This window comes from Campylobacter sp. IFREMER_LSEM_CL2256 (assembly GCF_025771645.1).
GTDB lineage: Bacteria > Campylobacterota > Campylobacteria > Campylobacterales > Campylobacteraceae > Campylobacter_D.
Genome location: NZ_JAKMQQ010000006.1, coordinates 1 through 17,554 on the forward strand (window position 1 = coordinate 1; position 17,554 = coordinate 17,554).

The following is a 17,554-nucleotide window of genomic DNA, read 5'->3' on the forward strand; positions in this document are numbered from 1 at the left end:
GGCAGGGTGATATAACATCAATATATCTTATAAGGCATGACAGTAGGTGTTTTTATTATTAAGTATAATATTTTGTGATTTATTTGAAGAAAATTTAGGGATATAAGCATAGCCACTAATGGGATTTATAATAATGCATATATGCTCATTTTGATTATTAGATAATCTTATAATGCAATCATTATTAAAAGAAGCAAGTTTATCATAAGCACGTGTAGCATTTTTTAAAGGTGTATATAAACGACCATAACCATCAAAAACTAAACGCGTACTTCCTTTACAAGCACCTTCAAACAAAACTTTAGATATACCATAAGTTTTTTCTATATTATATTTTAAATTTGCTTTGAAATCATTTTGATTTATCACTCCACTTTGACCTGAGTTCATTAATATATCTGGATTGATAAGATCAACAGCTATTTCTCTGTCTTTATTGATCATATTTTTACCTATGTTTGCATTGCCATCGCCGTTTTTATCTAAAAAAATGGTATAGGTTTGTTCATTATTAGTGGCAGATTTTGAGCGTATAAAATACAGCTGCCATTTAGCCTTAAACCACTCTCGTTTAGCAATGTTAAATTCTTTAACCCTAAAATCATTTTGCATTAAAGCTAAATGTCTTGTGTATTTAATATCATTTAAAACTTGCTCAGCTCCCAAACGCAAATAATCAGGTTTATAATAAACATAAGCCATAGAAAATAATAAGGATAATATTATACAAACAAAAACCAGTTCTATTAAAGTAAAAGCTTGTTTCATTTTATAGAATAATATATTTTATGCTTACCTAAACTAACATAGATTTTACTAGCTTTTTTACTAGAATGAAGCTCTAGTTTACCCTTAGAAATACCATAAAATTTAAGTCTTAAGGCTAGTTCTTTATCTTGTGTAGCAATATGTGTGAGATTGTGTTGTTTTAAATTTAGAGCTAATTCTTTAGCTATGTGATAATCATAGGCAAAATGTCTTTTGGGATCTTTTAATAAATAATAAAAACTTTGATTAAAAACAATACCAAGATAAAAAAATAATAAAAATACCAAAGAACATTCTATAAAAATTTTATGTTTTAGGCGCAATTGTGGCATTCTTGAACGATAAGAAGACATTAAATAACGAATCAACAAAGGCGTACAAACCACACAAAAAGGTAAAAAATCTTCTAAAAAAAGTCTTTGTCTTATAGAAAAAATTAAACAAAAAACAAAAGTACTTGCACTAATAAACCATAAAAGTGGCTTATCATCTTGTAAAAGAATTCTATAAACAACATAAAAAAAATAAAGAAAAATCAAAGGCGAAAAACAAGCTGCAAAAATACCCAAAGTATCCAAAAAATACCCCTTAGGCTTTCCACTTGCATCAAACCCATAAACACTCATTGCGATAGCAAATAAAATCAAAGAACATATAATAAGCAATTTATCTTTTTTATAAATAGCAAAAAAGAAAAAAGATAAGTATAAAATTGCAAAATTTCCATCTACAAAAAGAACTAAAACCAATAAAATATAAAATAAAAATATTTTCTTATATTCAAATAATACTAAAATCAAAAGTGTAAAAAATATCACAATACTTGATTCATTAATAAGTAAAGCACTAGCTACACTACCAGGGAGTAATATAAAAAGCACCATAGAAACAAAGGCATCAAAAGAAGTTTTGGTGTATTTTAAAGCTAAAATGTATAATAAAATACAGCTTAAAGAATGTAATAAAACAAAAGGTAATCTTAGCCCAAAGTCATTTTGACCAAAAAGAGTAGTACCAAATCTAGCAATCATAGCAATTAAGCTATGATCATAAAAATAAATTTGTGCTTCATTGTAACTTATAGATAAAGTGCTTATGCCATACAATAAAGCACAAAAATCAAAAAATAAAACGGCTAACAAATACCTTTTCATTTTTGATTAGTCAAGTTTTACAGGACCATTACTTGCATGAGATTGTAAAAATCTTAAAATTCTATCTTTTTCTGCATCAGTAATTTTTGCAAAACCTTGCATAGCAGATAAGTATGCATCCCATTCTTCCATTAAATGTTCTTTTGGTTTATGCGCTGCGTGACAACTTGTACAAGTATCATAATAAGTTAATTCTATCTCATCCCAAGCAAGAATTTCTTGATCGGTTAAATCTTTACTTTTAACTAAAAATTCCATTTCATTGCTTGCATTTTTAGCATTTAAAGTAAGTAAAAGATAAATTCCATCTTTAGTATAAGCAAGGCTTTTTGGATTTGTCTCCACAACCTCGCCTTTAACTTTAATCAAAGAATATTCACCCTCTTCTTTTATAAGCTCTACTTTAGAGCCTTCATAAATTTGCCCTACCACTTTTTTACTAGCACTATCTAAAAGATCTACTTTTTCATTAAAAATAAACATATCTTTAGCAAATAAAGCACTAGCTAAAAAAGTCAATGCTAATATAATCTTCTTCATTATTAAGCTCCTATAATTTCTGGTGGTGTAGTTGAGTTATAAGGTTTTATAACTTCTTTTAGCTTTTTAATACCCACTAGACAAGTATTAACGCTAGTTGTTTGAGCCATAGTTGAAGTTGGTCTTGAGCTTGTTAAAACATTTACATGACCTGCATTACATCTTGGCTTACTATCGCTTGCATCTTCAGGGTCATACCAAGCACCCTCTTGGATACTAATAACCCCTTCCATGATATTATCTGTTACAAAAGCCCCTGCTAAAAGCGATCCACGATCATTATATACTTCTACAACTTCTCCGTGTGTAATACCAAGTTTTTTAGCATCATTTGTATTAATCACCACAGGCTCTCTACCTTGAATTTTATACAAATCTCTTACCCAAGTATTATCAAGCTGAGAATGCACTCTATATCTTGGATGCGGGCTTAACAAATGGAAAGGATATTTTTTAACTAATTTTTCATTACCTAACCACTCAGCTGGTTCAAACCAAGTTGGATGTGCTTTAAAATCTTCTAAATTATATTTTTCAAATTTTGGTGAATAAATTTGAATTTTTCCACTTTCTGTTGCAAGTTTATTTGCCACAGGATCAGCTCTAAATTCAGAGTGTCTTACGAAATTATAAGCTTCTTTTGGAGCTTCAAAATGAATAAATCCTTGTTTCCAAAAATCAGCAAATTCCATATAATAAGGACAATCACTTCTGCCATAAAAACCTTCAAGCCACTGCTCTTTTGTTTTATTTCCGGTGAATTTTTTATGCTCTCTTTCACCTATTCTTTTTGCTAATTCTTCAAAAATATCATAATCATTTCTACTTTCAAAATAAGGCTCAATTACTTTTTTCATAGCATAAACATAATCTTGAGAATAAGAACCACCAAAACTAATATCATCTCTTTCTAAAGTTGTAGTTGAAGGCAATACAATATCAGCCATTTTTGCCATAGGCGTCCACCAAGGCTCATGTACAATTAGCGTATCAAGAGTTCTTAAAGCTTTGATAAGCTCATTTGTGTCCGGATGATGACCCAATACAGAAGCACCTACTACATACATAAGTTTGATTTTTGGATAGGTAATCTCTTTACCTTTAAACTTAACTGTTTTGCCTGGATTTAATATTGCTTCTGAAATTCTACTTGCAGGAATATTAGTATCAAGATTATTTTTACCTTGCGGTAAACCTACTGGTAATCTTACACCTGAAAATGCTTGTCCGCCACCTGAATAGTGCATTGAAAAACCAAATCCACCACCAGGTAAACCCACTTGACCTATCATTGAAGCTAAAACCATTAAAGTCCAATCAGCTTGTTCACCATGGTGTGCTCTTTGCATAGCCCAGTTACCTGCTAAGAAAGTTCTATTTTTTACAAAAGATCTGCTTAATGCGGTAATAACTTTTTCTTCAACACCGGTAATATTTGCGGCCCAAGCTGGAGTTTTATCAATACCATCAGTTTTTCCAAGTAAATAAGGTAAGAATTTGTCAAAACCATCAGTGTATTTTTCAATAAATTTTTTATCATATTTTCCACTTTTATATAAATAATTCATCATACCAAGCATTAAAGCTACATCGGTATTTGGACGAATTTTAATCCACTGAGCATTTAAAATCTCTGCTGTTTGAGTGTATTGAGGATCAATACTAATAAATTTGATATTTGATTTGCTGTATTTTTTATAATACTCATCATTACCACGATTTGCAACTTTAAAGTCAATTTGATTACATTTATAAAGATCAGCTCCCCATAAAACATAAACTTGGGTATTTTCTAAAATAACCTCATGAGAAGTTTGTAAAGAATAAACTTCTAAATCCCCTACTATACTAGCATTAACCTTACCAGCAGCTCCATTACTATACTCTCCATCAGTGCCGATGTGACCACCTAAAGCTGTATTAAAAAATCTTCCTGCTACTGAGTTACAATTGTGCAATAAACCTACATGCCCCCAAGCACCATAACTTGCATTAAATAAATTTTCAATAGGAGTTTCTTTTAATTTTTGCAATACAAGCTCTAAAGCTTTTTCCCAGCTTACTCTTACAAAAGGTTCTTTACCTCTTAATTTAGGTCTTTTTTTACCTTCTAAGAAACTTTTTCTAACACAAGGATATTTTACCCTAGTATCTGAATAAGTTCTATCAATGATAGCATCAGTGATAATAGAAGGATGTTTGTCAGATTGTTGTGGTGTAACTTTTACAAGTTTTCCTTCTGAATTTACTTCAGCCCAAAAAGCACCAAAGTGAGTAGCGTGAGGAATTTTTTTAGTATCATAAAATTTAGTTCCCTCACTTGCGGCTATTAAAGGATTAACCGAAGCAATCGCTGAAGTAGCAGCAAGTCCTTTTAGAAATTTTCTTCTTGTTAAACTCATAAGACATCCTTTCTTAACAAAATAAAGTCAATATATATTATAGCATTTGTATTTGATTTAAAGCTAAATTTTAATACTCCAAAAAAAGTCAATCCACTCTTTAGCCTCTTTTATATAAAACTCAGGGATTAATAATGCTGAAGGTTTATAAAAAACACTTGCCACTTTGAGTTCTAAATGAGGATATTTGTCCATTAAAACTCTTTTGATTTCTATCATAGTTTCACCACTATCTATAATATCATCTACCAAAAGAACTTTTTTGTATGAACTAAGATCAGGGATATTAAAAATTTTAATCGTATCTAACTTTTGGGTATCTTCATAGTGAATGGAATTTAAAGAAAACAAGTTTCTATTACCCATACCTTCTGCTAAAAAATGACCCAAAGTCATACCACCTCTTGCAATGGCAAGTAACACATCAGGATTAAATTCTTCCTTAATTTTGCGCGTAAAAGGAATAATTTCTTTTTGAAATTCTTCATAAGCATAATAATACATAATCACTTCCTATAAAAATTGTAATAAAAATACTAATAATGAAATCGCACTTAATACAATAATACCAAGGTTAATTTTATCAAATTCTTTTTGCATAATACGCATAAATAAATATGCAATAAATCCAAAAGCAAAACCTGTAGTAATAGAATAAGTTAGTGGCATCATAATGATAATAAAAAATGCACTCACTGCTATAGCTTTATCTTTAAAATTAATATTTGCAACTTCCATAAACATTAAAACTCCAACAAGCACTAAAATAGGATAAATAGAATTTGCAGGAATGGCTTTAAATACCGGCAGTAAAAATAAGGTAAAAACAAAACATATAGCAGTAACTAAAGCTGTAAGTCCTGTCCTACCTCCTGCTTCTACCCCTGCTGAGCTTTCTACAAAAGCAGTTACAGTAGAAGTTCCAACAACTGCTCCCATAGCCGAACTTGCTGCATCAGCACCTAAGGTTTTACCTAATTTTTTCTCATCTTGCTTTGGATCATCAAATATTTTTCCTCTTGAGCCTACACCTGTGATTGTGCCCACACTATCAAAAAGCTGAGTAACAAAAAAAGTAAGTACTATAGGAATCATACTAAGCTCTAAAGCTCCTTTAATATCAAGCTTACCAAATATAGCACTTAAACCATTATCTCCACTAATAACTGGTAAAGATAAAAGTTGCTCAGGAAATTTAGCTCCATCGATACCAAAAATCCAAGCACACAAAGCACTTACAAAAACAGCTAAAATAAACGCAGCTTTAATCCTCCAAGCCCAAAAAACAAAAACTAAAAACAAACCAAACAATCCAAAAAGCACTTTAGTGCTTGAAAAATCGCCCAAACCCACTAAAGTTGCTTCGCTTTTGGTGATAATCCCCATTTGCACAAGTCCCATAAAGGCTATAAAGGTTCCAATACCTGCTGATATGGCTTTTCTTAAATCATTTGGTATGCTTTTTATCACCCAAATTCTAAAATTAGTAAAAGATAATAAAGTAAAAACAATACCCGATAAAAACACAGCTCCCAAAGCACTTTGCCAAGGAATTTGATAGGTATTACACACGCTAAAAGTAAAATACGCATTTAGACCCATACCCACACTCATAGCCACAGGAGTATTAGAGAAAAAAGCGCTAAAAGTAGTAGCTATAATAGTTACTAAAGCAGTTGCAACAATTAAAGCTTCTAGTGGCATACCTGAATTACTCATAATATTTGCATTAACTGGTATAATATAAATCATTGCTAAAAAAGTAGCAATACCTGCATAAATTTCAGTTTTTACATCACTATTATGTTCTTTAAGTTTAAAAAAATCCATTTTTATCCTTAATAAGTTTTTAATTCATTATACAAACTATCTCGTTCTATTGCTATATAGCCTGAGCTTTGAATCATTTCTATAAAAGTTTTTAAATTCAAGCCATTTGAACTTTTTGCCCCACCTGCACTTTGTATGCTTTCTTTTTCTATAGTACCATCTAAATCATTTGCACCAAAATCTTGAGCTACCATAGCTAAATTTATACCCATGGTTGCCCAATAAGCTTTAATGTTTTTAATATTATCAAGCACTATCCTCGCAATAGCTAAGGTTTTTAAAATTTCTACTGAGCCAAGTGGTTTTTTACCTGTAATAAAACTATTATCTTGTTGCCAAACCAAAGGAATAAAAGCATTAAAACCACCGGTTTGATCTTGAAGATTTCTCAATCTTATCATATGATTAATTCTATTTTCTCTACTTTCTATATGCCCAAAAAGCATTGTGGCGTTACTTTGTCTGCCTTTTTCATGCCAAAGTTTATGAATTTTTAACCAATTTTCACTACTTACTTTACCATGACAAATTTTTTTTCTAACTTCCTCATCAAAAATTTCAGCCCCACCACCTGGCATAGAATCAACGCCGTATTCAAGCATTTTTTCTATCACTTCTTCATAGCTCATATTAAAAGCCCTGCTTAAAAAATCAATCTCAGCAGCAGTTAAGGCTTTAATATGTAAAAATGGATATTTTTCTTTAATCATTTTAAAAATTTCCAAATACCACTGCCATGAAGTGTTTTTATTATGTGCTGAAACGATATGAATTTCTTTTGTATCTCTTAAAACTGTTTCATCGACTATTTTCATTATCTCTTCGTGCGACATAGTATAAGGATTAGGATTTTTCCTGTGTGCTGAAAAAGCACAAAATTTACAAGTATCTGCACATATATTTGTAGGATTAATATGGCGATTGATATTAAAATAAACCTTTTTACCATGCAAATTAGTTCGAATTCTTTGTGCGTATTTGCCTAAAGTAAAAAGCTCTAAATCCCAAAGCTTGTTAGCTTCTTCTTCATTTAATCTTTCTTGATTTTCTAGTTTTTCTATAATTGTTTGCATATTCTTACCATTTTTTAAATTTAAATTACAATTATAATTTTAACTTACTTAAAATTTAATACAAAGTATTTTTGGTATGATACTAGTAAAATTAAATAAGGATTATTATCAAGTTATGGATATACAAAAAATTCAAAAATTAAAAAATTCTTTAAAAGATTATGAAGCTTATTGCTCTAGACTTTTTTTAAAACAAGGCTCGTTTAGTTTTTACCATTCTAAAGAAATTGATCGTTTTATAGAAGATGTTTACGAGCTTGTTTTGAATGATTTTTTTGATGATTATTTTCCACATAATGATAAATTCCCTTTTTGTATTATCGCTATTAAACAATATGCTAAAATGAATTTAAGTATAAAAGAAAATGTTGATTTATTACTTATTTATAAAGATATAAAAGCTTATAATATCAAGCCTTTAATGAAAGCATTTATTACTTCATTAAATGATATTAATTTAAATATCAATTATCAAATTTGTGAAATAAATGGACTTTATAATATAGCTAAAAATGAACTAAAACAAAATATTTTACAATATCGTTATATTTGCGGATCTAAAATTTTATTCAAACAAATCAAAGAAAAAATTTCTCAAGCTCAAGATGAATTAAAAGAAGAATTTGCTTTAAAAATCTTACAAGAATTTAACCCTTATCATCAACCTTTAATCAAGCAAGAATTTGATATTAATAAAAATTTTGGTGGTTTAGATGAGCAGCTTGATATAGAAAATTTAAGTATATTATTTAAAGATTCTCCTAAAAATTATATGCTTAATTTTATCAACGAAAAAGAATTAAGCGAATTTAAACTTGCAAGTGATTTTTTATTTTCACTTAAATGTGCAATGAATCTTTTAGAAGGTAAAAACACTAATTTATTTTTAATACAAAATTCACAAGAACTTGCTAACTTAATGCAAAAAAAAGAAAAGAAAAATTTAGATCTTAAATCCATACTTATTCAAAAAGCTATGCAATGTATGCAAACTTGTGGAATTTATACACAATTTTTAGCAAGGTGCATCCAAGAAAAACACTATAAAGATAATGAACTTTATGAAACACAAGATAGCTTTTTTACTTATTCTAACAAAAGTGAAAACCTAAACTTGATATTAAATCAACTTTTAAAATTAGATGATAAAGATTATAATTTTGATATCAAACTCATTTTTGCATTAAAAAGAGCAGAAAACAAAGATGAAAATTTAGAATTATTCAAGAAAATTTTAGAAAGAAAGCATTCTTTTGCTCTTTTAAAACTTCTTGCTGATGCTAATATTTTAAAAGATTTTTGCAAACCTCTTACTCAAAGCAAATTCTTACTTGAAGAAGAAGGTGCTTATAGTGCATTAGATAGAGCATTACTTTGCTTAAAATACTTTGAAGAAAAAGATTATAGCTTTGATGAAAATACACTTTTAATAATAAAACTCACCATACTTTTAAGTGCTATTCATGAAGAAAATGAAATTTCTTTAGCAAATATTTACAGAGCTTATGTAGGAAAATTCCAAGTTGATAATGAGCTTTTAGATTTTGGCTTAAGATTATATAAAAATTTTAATGCTTTTAAAGACATTATAGAAAAAGAAGATATTTATAATTCTACTATTGTTTTAAATTTTATTTCCAAATTAAATGATATAAATACCTTAAAAACCTTACATCTTTTATCTTTTTGCAATGCTAAGGCTTTGGGTATAGAAAATCATTTTTATTATAAAAGTTTAGAAAGATTATTCCAAAATGCATTAGAAGGCTTTGAGGATGAGAATTTAATTGATGAGAGCCAAAGAAGAGTAAAAAAAGAACAAACCCTAAAAAGAAGTAAGGCTTTTTTAGATCTTGATAAACAAACTCAAAATAATATTACTCATATTAAATCCAATCTATTTTTTATAAAAAATAGTTTTGAAAAAATTATCAAAATAACGCAAATTGCACAAAAAGAAAATTTTACTTTTTGGCTTGATAATCAAGATAATTTTACCCTAGAGCTTATAATGAATAGAAAAAACAATCTTGAAAATATACTCAATACTTTAAGTTCTTTAAATTTAATCTTTATGAGTTTCTTTGAATTATTTGATGAAAAAGTTTATTTGAAATTTGAATATTCAGATATAGTAAGCGATACTCAAAAACAAAGTTTAGAAAATTTACTAAATTCTAAATTACATTTAAAAGTACAAAAAAAGGCAAAAAAACCAAACATTAAAAAAGATGAATTAAAATTAGATATGAATTATTCCAAAAGCTATGCCAAAATAACCTTAAACACAAAAGATCAAAAAGGTTTAATGGCTTATGTGATGGATGTGCTTGCAAGATATGATATTATCTTAAGCGCAGCAAAAATTCAAACCATAAAAGAAAGAACGCGAAATGTTTTGATTTTGCATAAAAATGAAAGTTTGCAAGATCATAAAGATCAAATTCTTAAATCACTAATAAGCGAGTAAAAGATGTGTGGAATAGTAGGATATATAGGAACCAAAGAAAAGAAAAAAATCATATTAGAAGGCTTAAAAGAGCTTGAGTATAGAGGTTATGATAGCGCTGGCATAGCAGTAATGAAAGATGGAGAGTTAGACTTTTTTAAAGCGGTTGGAAAATTAGAAAATTTAGCTAATAAAACTGCTAATTTTAATAGTGATGGCTTTGGGCTTGCTATAGGTCATACGCGTTGGGCAACTCATGGAAAACCAACTGAAATAAATGCTCATCCACATTTAGGACAATACTCTTGCGTAATACATAATGGAATCATAGAAAACTACCAAGAATTAAAAACAAAACTCACACAAGAAGGTATTAATTTTCTAAGTCAAACTGACACTGAAGTTATTGTACATTTATTTGAATACTATGCAAGTAATTTAGAACCATTTGAAGCTTTCAAAAAGACTATAGCTGAATTAAAAGGTGCTTTTGCAATCTTGCTTGTAAGTAAAAAAGATCCTAATACAATTTATTTTGCTAAAAATGCTGTGCCACTCATCATCGGAAAAAATGGCGATGAAAATGAATATTATTTTGCATCAAGTGATGCACCTTTAGTTTCTTTAGTGGATAAAGTAGCTTATCTTGAAGATGGAGATTATGGATATGTGAATTTAAACGAATGTAAAATTTGTCATGATCAAGCTTGCATACAACCTGCTTTTGTGGCTTTAAGCCAAGATAAAAGTTATGCTCAAAAAGATGGTTATAGATTTTTTATGGAAAAAGAAATTTATGAGCAAAGTAGAGTTTTAGGTGAAGTTTTAATGGGACGCTTACAAGGTGAGCAGATTGTTTTTGAAGATATAGATGAAACTCTTTTACAAAACATAGATGAAATCACACTTTGTGCTTGTGGCACAAGCTATCATGCAGCATTAAGCGGGGCTTATTTGCTTGAAAGACTTGCAAAGATTAAAACTAAAGTTGAAGTAGCAAGTGAATTTAGATACAGAGAAGCCATTATAGGCAAAAATACTCTTTTTATAGTAATCTCTCAAAGCGGTGAAACGGCTGATACACTTGAAGCTTTAAAAATAGCAAAAGCACAAGGAGTTAAAACTTTAGCAATATGTAATGTGGATAATTCTAATATCGTGCGTTTAGCTGATATATCATTACTTACTAGAGCGGGCATTGAAAAAGGTGTGGCTTCAACTAAAGCTTTTGCCACTCAAGTAGCAACTTTATGGATGCTTGCAATCTATCTTGCACAAAAAGCAAATTTAGATATGGGTAAAGAAATCAAAGCTCTAAGAAGCTTGCCAAGTATAGTTAAAGTTGAACAAAACTTGCATGAAAAAGTACACAGAATTTCAAAAAGATACCTACATGGCCATGGCTTTTTCTTTATAGGAAGAGATGTATTTTATCCACTAGCATTAGAAGGAGCTTTAAAATTAAAAGAAATTTCATACTTACACGCTGAAGGATATCCAGCAGGTGAAATGAAACATGGGCCTATTGCTCTAGCAGATAGCGAGCTTTTTACCGTTGCACTAATGCCGCAAAATTGCCTTTATGAAAAAACCAAATCAAATGTAGAAGAATTAGCTGCAAGGGATTCTACCCTACTTGCTATTTCTCCACTTGATTTTGATTTAAGCGATGATTTTATAAGAACTTCAAAACAAGAACACTATATGTGTGAATTTTTTGAAATGATGGTGATCTTACAGCTTCTTGCCTTAGAAGTTTCTATAAGACTTGGTAATGATGTAGATATGCCAAGAAATTTAGCAAAAAGTGTTACCGTAGAATAAATATTTTGTGTAGTTTTGAAAAAACTACACTTTTTTAAAAAATTTTATAAATACTTCTTAAATTATAAGCAAACTTTAGGGTTTATTTGGTTTAAATATCATATCTTATTTTATTACAAGGAAAAGCCATGGAATATAGAATCGAACACGATACTATGGGAGAGATTAAAGTTCCTAATGATAAATATTGGGGTGCACAAACTGAAAGAAGTTTTGAAAATTTTAAAATTGGTTGTGAAAAAATGCCAAAAGTTTTAATTTATGCTTTTGCAAATCTTAAAAAATCTTTGGCTTTAGTAAATAACAAACTTGGCAAATTAGATGATGCTAAAAAAAATGCTATTGTGCAAGCTTGCGATGAAATTGTAGCAGGAAAATTTGACGATAATTTCCCACTAGCAATATGGCAAACAGGTTCAGGCACTCAAAGTAATATGAATATGAACGAAGTTATAGCAAATCGTGCTACTGAAATTATGGGTGGTGATTTTAGAAAAGAAAAACTTGTTCATCCAAATGATCATGTAAATATGAGCCAAAGCTCAAACGATACCTTTCCAACTGCTATGAGCATAGTTTCAGTAGAACAAGTAGAAAAAAAACTTATCCCTGCTTTAGATGAACTTATTGCGACTTTTGAAAAGAAAGTAAAAGAATTTGAAGGGATTATTAAAATAGGAAGAACTCACCTTCAAGATGCTACACCACTTACCCTAGCTCAAGAATTTAGTGGATACCTTTCTATGTTACTTCACTCAAAAGAGCAAATCATCGCTTCTTTGCCTACATTAAGAGAGCTTGCAATAGGTGGGACAGCTGTTGGCACAGGATTAAATGCACATCCAGAACTTAGTGAAAAAGTAAGCGAGGAATTAAGCAAGCTTTTAGGCACTAAATTTGTTTCAAGTCCAAATAAATTCCATGCACTAACAAGCCATGATGCTATTAATTTTACCCATGGAGCTATGAAAGGCTTAGCTGCAAATTTAATGAAAATAGCAAATGATATTAGATGGCTAGCAAGTGGCCCTAGATGTGGTCTTGGAGAGTTAAACATACCTGAGAACGAACCAGGAAGTTCTATCATGCCAGGTAAGGTTAATCCTACTCAATGCGAAGCCTTGACTATGGTTGCAGTGCAAGTTATGGGAAATGACGCAGCTATTGGTTTTGCAGCAAGTCAAGGAAATTTCGAACTTAATGTTTTTAAACCTGTGATTATTTATAATTTTTTACAAAGCCTTGATTTATTAGCTGATGCTATGCATTCATTTAATATCCACTGTGCTGTTGGCATAGAGCCAAATAAAGAAAAAATAGATCATAATTTACATAATTCTTTAATGCTAGTGACTGCATTAAACCCACACATTGGCTATGAAAACGCAGCTAAAGTAGCTAAAAATGCTCACAAAAAAGGTATTTCTTTAAAAGAAAGTGCTATGGAGCTTGGCTTGGTAAGTGAAGAAGACTTTGCCAAATTTGTAGATCCTACAAAAATGATAGGACCAAAAAAATAATCAAAAGACTAGGAATAATCCTAGTCTTTTCTTAAGGGTTAGTATGATTTATGAAAATGATTATTTATTTATAGAAAAAGAAAATTCTCAAATTCCTTGGGTGAAAATTTTTACTAAAGAAAATTACAGAGAATTAAGTGATTGCCCAGCCTTTTTGCAAAATATGCTTTTTCAATATGTTTTAGCTTGTGAATTAAGCCTTAGAGAGTACTATAACCCAGAAAAAATCAACATAGCTTCCTTTGCAAACTATGTACCAAGAGTGCATTTTCATGTTATGGCACGTTTTAAAGAAGATGGTTTTTTTCCTGAATGTATGTGGGGAAAACAGCAAAGAGAAATTAAGGATTTAAATTTACCTGATTTTGATGGATTTGTATCGGTATTACTTAAAAAAATAAAAAATATTCATGTTTAAAAAATTTATTAATTCTAGCTATATAGCTTTATTGAATCATCCACTTGGAGTTATTTTTTATTTATGTTTTTGGTTTTTCGTAGCATTTTTTTATAATTCATATCAAACTAGTATTTTTTTACTTTTAACCCTATTTATAATTTTTTGTGAAACATTCACTGAATCAAAAAGCAATTTAATACAAAATTATAAAAGTGTGAAAAATTTATGGGTTGGATTTTTTGGGCTAATTTTTTATATATTTTTAAATTTTATTTTTAAAGATGGTATAGAAAATTATTTAATATTTTTTACTAATAATTCTTTGTATATTTCCTTAACAACAGCTCTTATAGCTTTAGTATGTGCAAGAAAATTATATGATTTTAATTATTTTCATCATTTTTTAGCTGCCATTTCTTTTAGTATAAGCTTTTGGTTCATTTTTGGTATATTTTTGGCTATATTTTATGGTTCATTTGATTTTTTATTTGATATTTCTTCAAGCATGTTAGATTCTTGTGTTTTATCATTATGGCTTTGTAGTGCTGGAATTTTTTCTTTATTTTTACTTGGCAATTTTACTTCATACAATTTTCATAAAATTTTTGTTTTTATACTAAATACTTTTAGTATTTTATATATAATCATGCTTTTTACCTATGGTTTAGGAGCATTATTTAATCTTTTAGAAAATCTTAGTATAGTTCATTTATGTCTTTGGTTTGGTAGTTTTTTATTAATTAATCTTTGGATAAATTTATCTTTTTATAAAATCAAAAAATCATTACTTTATGCCTTTTTTATTGTGGCACTATCACTAAATATTTTCGTATTTTATGCTATTATAATTAGAATTACACAATATGGCTTTACGCCAGAACGCTTAGCAGTATTAGCTTTAAATTTATGGCTTTTGATTGCAAATTATCTAAGCGTGTTTAAACAAAAAATAGCATTAAAATTTTCTTTTTATCTACTTGCACTTATGACGCTATTTTTAGGATTTTTTGCAAATTACATAAGCTTTTCTTCACAAAAATATCAATTGCAAAAATTAGAAATCTCTATACATTCTTTAAATCTTGACTATATTCAAAGCAGGCAATATTATAATCAAATTAAAAGCGTCAAAAACACCTTACATAATCTTAATAAAAATTATAACAACAATTATAGTTTTGATGATTTTTTAAAAACTTATAATTTAACTCATTTAAAACCACAAAAGATAGAATTTCACAATATGTCCAAAAAATTTCATCCAAAATACTCTAAATTAAAAGAAAATTACGATGAAGTATTATTTGATTTTGTTGCTAATTCAAGCGACTTTAAATATTTTATGAAGATTGATGATAATACCTTATATTTTTTACTTCAGGAAAAAGAACTTTTAAAGCTTGAAAATTTTGACAAAATCTTAAAAAATTATCAGAAAAATTCACAATTAAGCTACAAACTTAACAATAACTCATCTTTGATTTTTATCCCTTTGGAGTTTAACATTAATATAAAAGGTCAAATAACTTTTTTCAAAACTCATATTTTCATTAAAAATACCAAATAGACTTTATTTATGCAAATTTTCAAATCTGCACAAATAATAAATCACACAAAGCCTAATTCCAAATTTGCCACCATTTTTTATTTTGCTGTTTTAATTTTTGCATTAAAATATTTTGATTTTTTAATGCAAATTCATTTTCTTCATCAAGTTTTAATAATTCTTTAGTGCACTCTAAAGCTTGCTCGTATTCTTTTAGCTCTTCTAAACACTGAATTTTTCCCACCAAAGCATCAGTATTTTCTTTTGTTATCTTTAAGCAATCTTCATAACATTGCAATGCATCATGAAAATCACCTAAATTTCTTAAACACTCTGCCTTATAATACTTTGCTCCATTATGGTTTTTATCAATTTTTAAAGCCTTGTTTAAATCTTCTATAGCTTCTTCTTCTAAGCTTAAATTATATTTAGCAATTCCTCGCCAAAAATAAAGTTTAAAATTATTTTTATCCACCTTGTGTGCTGCATTACAATAAGCTATTAATTCCTCATAAGATTCAAGCTCTTTTGCACAATATGCTCTTTCAAGTAATACATCTTTTAAATCAATATAATCTTTATATGTTTTTATAAGCTCATTGTATTCATCCATAGCTTCTTGAAATCTTTCAAGTCTACTTTTAATCCAAGCTCTTTGAGAAAGAGAATTAACATAATCTTGGGTATTATTTTGCTTTTTATAATATTTAACAGCTAATTCGCTATCTTCTAAAGCTTCCTCATATTTTTCAAGATCAGATTTTAAATAAGCCCTATTAAAAAACACATCGGGATATTCTTTTTGATATTTCAAAGCTTTTTCATAACTTATCAAAGCTTCATCATATTTGTCTATTTCATATAAACTATTACCCAAATGATAAAAACCATAAGGAACTGCTTGTTCAAGTTCTGCCAATTCTGATGGAGTAAAATCATGCTTTCTTGCTCTTTCTTGATAATATTTAGCTGCTAAATCAAAATCCTCTATAGCCTCTTCAATCATTTTTAGGTTAATTTTAGTATTGCCTCTATTAATATATGCTTGAGCGTATTCTTCATAAAGCTCAATTGTTTTATCATAATATTTCAAAGCTTGTTCATAATCTTTTAAATCATACAAAACCCTAGCCAATGCAAAACATGGATATTGCAAATTTTCATCTAATTCGATTGATTTTTTAAAAGCATCTATTGATAATTCTATCTTTTCTAGATCTTTATAAATATGCCCCAAAATCAAATATGCCATTGCGTTTTCATTGTCTAATTCAATAGATTTTAAACAATCTTGCAAAGCTCCTTCTAAATCATCAGCTTTACGTTTATTATTAGCCCTTTTATAATACGCATCAGCAAAACTCTCATCTTGCTTAATCATCTTAGTAAAAAATTCTATAGCTTTTTGATAATCTTCCAAATTCTCACAAGCTACACCTTGATAATAAAAAATCTGCGAGGATTCAAAACCTAAATCTTGAGACTTTTTAAAATCAATCAAAGCCTGTTTTGGATCAACACTAAGCAAAGTAATAGCTCTAGTATAATAAGCCATATAATATTCTGGAGCCAAATCAATACAAGTTTGCAAATCTTTTAAAGCTTTTGTGTACTCATCTAAAAGTATATAAACTCTAGCCCTATTAAAATATGCTAAATAATATGCATTATCTAGCGCTATAGTTTTATTAAAAGCCAAAAGTGCTTCTTGTAATAAATCTAATTTAAAATTACATAGACCCAAAAGATTAAATAAAAATACATTACTAGGATCAAATTCTACAGCTATGGTTGCATCTTTAAGTGCTTCTTGAAATTTCAAACAATTAAATCTACAAAGCGCTCTATTATGGTAAGCTTCTAAAAGCAAACGATGTTTATCTTCATCATCTATAAAAATCATTTTACCATCTTGAGCAAGCGTAACCTCGCCTTTGCAAAAAGCTATAAGTTCACTTAAAACCTCATCGCATTTTTCAAATTCTGAATTTTCAAAATATTCTTTAGCTAAATCTGATAATTCAGTGATTAGATTATCCAAATATTAA

At 28.8% G+C, this 17,554-nt stretch carries 13 protein-coding genes; 5 read left to right on the forward strand and 8 right to left on the reverse strand.

Going from position 1 to position 17,554, the window contains the following annotated elements:
• Positions 1 to 27: 27 nt before the first annotated feature.
• The 7 genes from L8U00_RS03855 to mqnE form a co-directional block, all read right to left on the reverse strand.
• Positions 28 to 768, reverse strand: coding sequence for a Tfp pilus assembly protein FimT/FimU (locus L8U00_RS03855; protein ID WP_263706653.1), 741 nt, complete (start codon positions 766 to 768; stop codon positions 28 to 30).
• A complete protein-coding gene (locus L8U00_RS03860) occupies positions 765 to 1,922 on the reverse strand; it encodes a hypothetical protein (RefSeq protein WP_263708570.1) in 1,158 nt (385 codons plus the stop codon). Before L8U00_RS03860 ends, L8U00_RS03855 begins: the two co-directional genes overlap by 4 nt.
• A gap of 6 nt (positions 1,923 to 1,928) precedes the next feature.
• On the reverse strand, positions 1,929 to 2,462 hold the full coding sequence (locus L8U00_RS03865) for a hypothetical protein (RefSeq protein ID WP_263708571.1): 534 nt from the start codon (positions 2,460 to 2,462) through the stop codon (positions 1,929 to 1,931).
• A gap of 2 nt (positions 2,463 to 2,464) precedes the next feature.
• Complete coding sequence (locus tag L8U00_RS03870; RefSeq protein WP_263708572.1) at positions 2,465 to 4,864, reverse strand: molybdopterin-dependent oxidoreductase; 2,400 nt, start codon at positions 4,862 to 4,864, stop codon at positions 2,465 to 2,467.
• Positions 4,865 to 4,927: 63 nt separating this feature from the next.
• A complete protein-coding gene (locus L8U00_RS03875; protein ID WP_263708573.1) occupies positions 4,928 to 5,368 on the reverse strand; it encodes a phosphoribosyltransferase in 441 nt (146 codons plus the stop codon).
• Positions 5,369 to 5,377: 9 nt separating this feature from the next.
• A complete protein-coding gene (locus L8U00_RS03880) occupies positions 5,378 to 6,694 on the reverse strand; it encodes an NCS2 family permease (RefSeq protein WP_263708574.1) in 1,317 nt (438 codons plus the stop codon).
• Positions 6,695 to 6,702: 8 nt separating this feature from the next.
• A complete protein-coding gene (gene mqnE / locus L8U00_RS03885) occupies positions 6,703 to 7,767 on the reverse strand; it encodes an aminofutalosine synthase MqnE (protein ID WP_263708575.1) in 1,065 nt (354 codons plus the stop codon).
• A gap of 115 nt (positions 7,768 to 7,882) precedes the next feature.
• Between mqnE and L8U00_RS03890 the strand changes: the two genes are divergently transcribed.
• The 5 genes from L8U00_RS03890 to L8U00_RS03910 all read left to right on the forward strand — a co-directional run bounded on the left by L8U00_RS03890 (position 7,883) and on the right by L8U00_RS03910 (position 15,527).
• A complete protein-coding gene (locus L8U00_RS03890; RefSeq protein ID WP_263708641.1) occupies positions 7,883 to 10,237 on the forward strand; it encodes a nucleotidyltransferase in 2,355 nt (784 codons plus the stop codon).
• A 3-nt stretch (positions 10,238 to 10,240) separates the two neighbouring features.
• The gene (gene glmS / locus L8U00_RS03895; protein ID WP_263702465.1) at positions 10,241 to 12,040 is read left to right on the forward strand and encodes a glutamine--fructose-6-phosphate transaminase (isomerizing); all 1,800 of its coding nucleotides are present in this window, start codon (positions 10,241 to 10,243) and stop codon (positions 12,038 to 12,040) included.
• 128 nt (positions 12,041 to 12,168) lie between these two features.
• Positions 12,169 to 13,560, forward strand: a complete 1,392-nt coding sequence (gene fumC, locus L8U00_RS03900; protein WP_263663843.1) for a class II fumarate hydratase — start codon at positions 12,169 to 12,171, stop codon at positions 13,558 to 13,560.
• 43 nt (positions 13,561 to 13,603) lie between these two features.
• Positions 13,604 to 13,978 (forward strand): HIT family protein, encoded by a 375-nt coding sequence (locus L8U00_RS03905; RefSeq protein ID WP_263708576.1) that lies wholly within the window; start codon positions 13,604 to 13,606, stop codon positions 13,976 to 13,978.
• A gap of 196 nt (positions 13,979 to 14,174) precedes the next feature.
• On the forward strand, positions 14,175 to 15,527 hold the full coding sequence (locus L8U00_RS03910; RefSeq protein ID WP_263708577.1) for a hypothetical protein: 1,353 nt from the start codon (positions 14,175 to 14,177) through the stop codon (positions 15,525 to 15,527).
• Between the two features lie 52 nt (positions 15,528 to 15,579).
• Here L8U00_RS03910 and L8U00_RS03915 read toward each other — a convergent pair whose 3' ends face one another.
• Complete coding sequence (locus tag L8U00_RS03915) at positions 15,580 to 17,547, reverse strand: tetratricopeptide repeat protein (RefSeq protein WP_263708578.1); 1,968 nt, start codon at positions 17,545 to 17,547, stop codon at positions 15,580 to 15,582.
• Positions 17,548 to 17,554: the final 7 nt, after the last annotated feature.

Excerpts from the sequence above, each read along its gene's own strand:
- L8U00_RS03855 (WP_263706653.1), bottom strand. The coding sequence starts at position 768 with ATGAAACAAGCTTTTACTTTAATAGAACTGGTTTTTGTTTGTATAATA.
- L8U00_RS03860 (WP_263708570.1), bottom strand. The coding sequence starts at position 1,922 with ATGAAAAGGTATTTGTTAGCCGTTTTATTTTTTGATTTTTGTGCTTTA.
- L8U00_RS03865 (WP_263708571.1), bottom strand. The coding sequence starts at position 2,462 with ATGAAGAAGATTATATTAGCATTGACTTTTTTAGCTAGTGCTTTATTT.
- L8U00_RS03870 (WP_263708572.1), bottom strand. The coding sequence starts at position 4,864 with ATGAGTTTAACAAGAAGAAAATTTCTAAAAGGACTTGCTGCTACTTCA.
- L8U00_RS03875 (WP_263708573.1), bottom strand. The coding sequence starts at position 5,368 with ATGTATTATTATGCTTATGAAGAATTTCAAAAAGAAATTATTCCTTTT.
- L8U00_RS03880 (WP_263708574.1), bottom strand. The coding sequence starts at position 6,694 with ATGGATTTTTTTAAACTTAAAGAACATAATAGTGATGTAAAAACTGAA.
- mqnE (WP_263708575.1), bottom strand. The coding sequence starts at position 7,767 with ATGCAAACAATTATAGAAAAACTAGAAAATCAAGAAAGATTAAATGAA.
- L8U00_RS03890 (WP_263708641.1), top strand. The coding sequence starts at position 7,883 with ATGGATATACAAAAAATTCAAAAATTAAAAAATTCTTTAAAAGATTAT.
- glmS (WP_263702465.1), top strand. The coding sequence starts at position 10,241 with ATGTGTGGAATAGTAGGATATATAGGAACCAAAGAAAAGAAAAAAATC.
- fumC (WP_263663843.1), top strand. The coding sequence starts at position 12,169 with ATGGAATATAGAATCGAACACGATACTATGGGAGAGATTAAAGTTCCT.
- L8U00_RS03905 (WP_263708576.1), top strand. The coding sequence starts at position 13,604 with ATGATTTATGAAAATGATTATTTATTTATAGAAAAAGAAAATTCTCAA.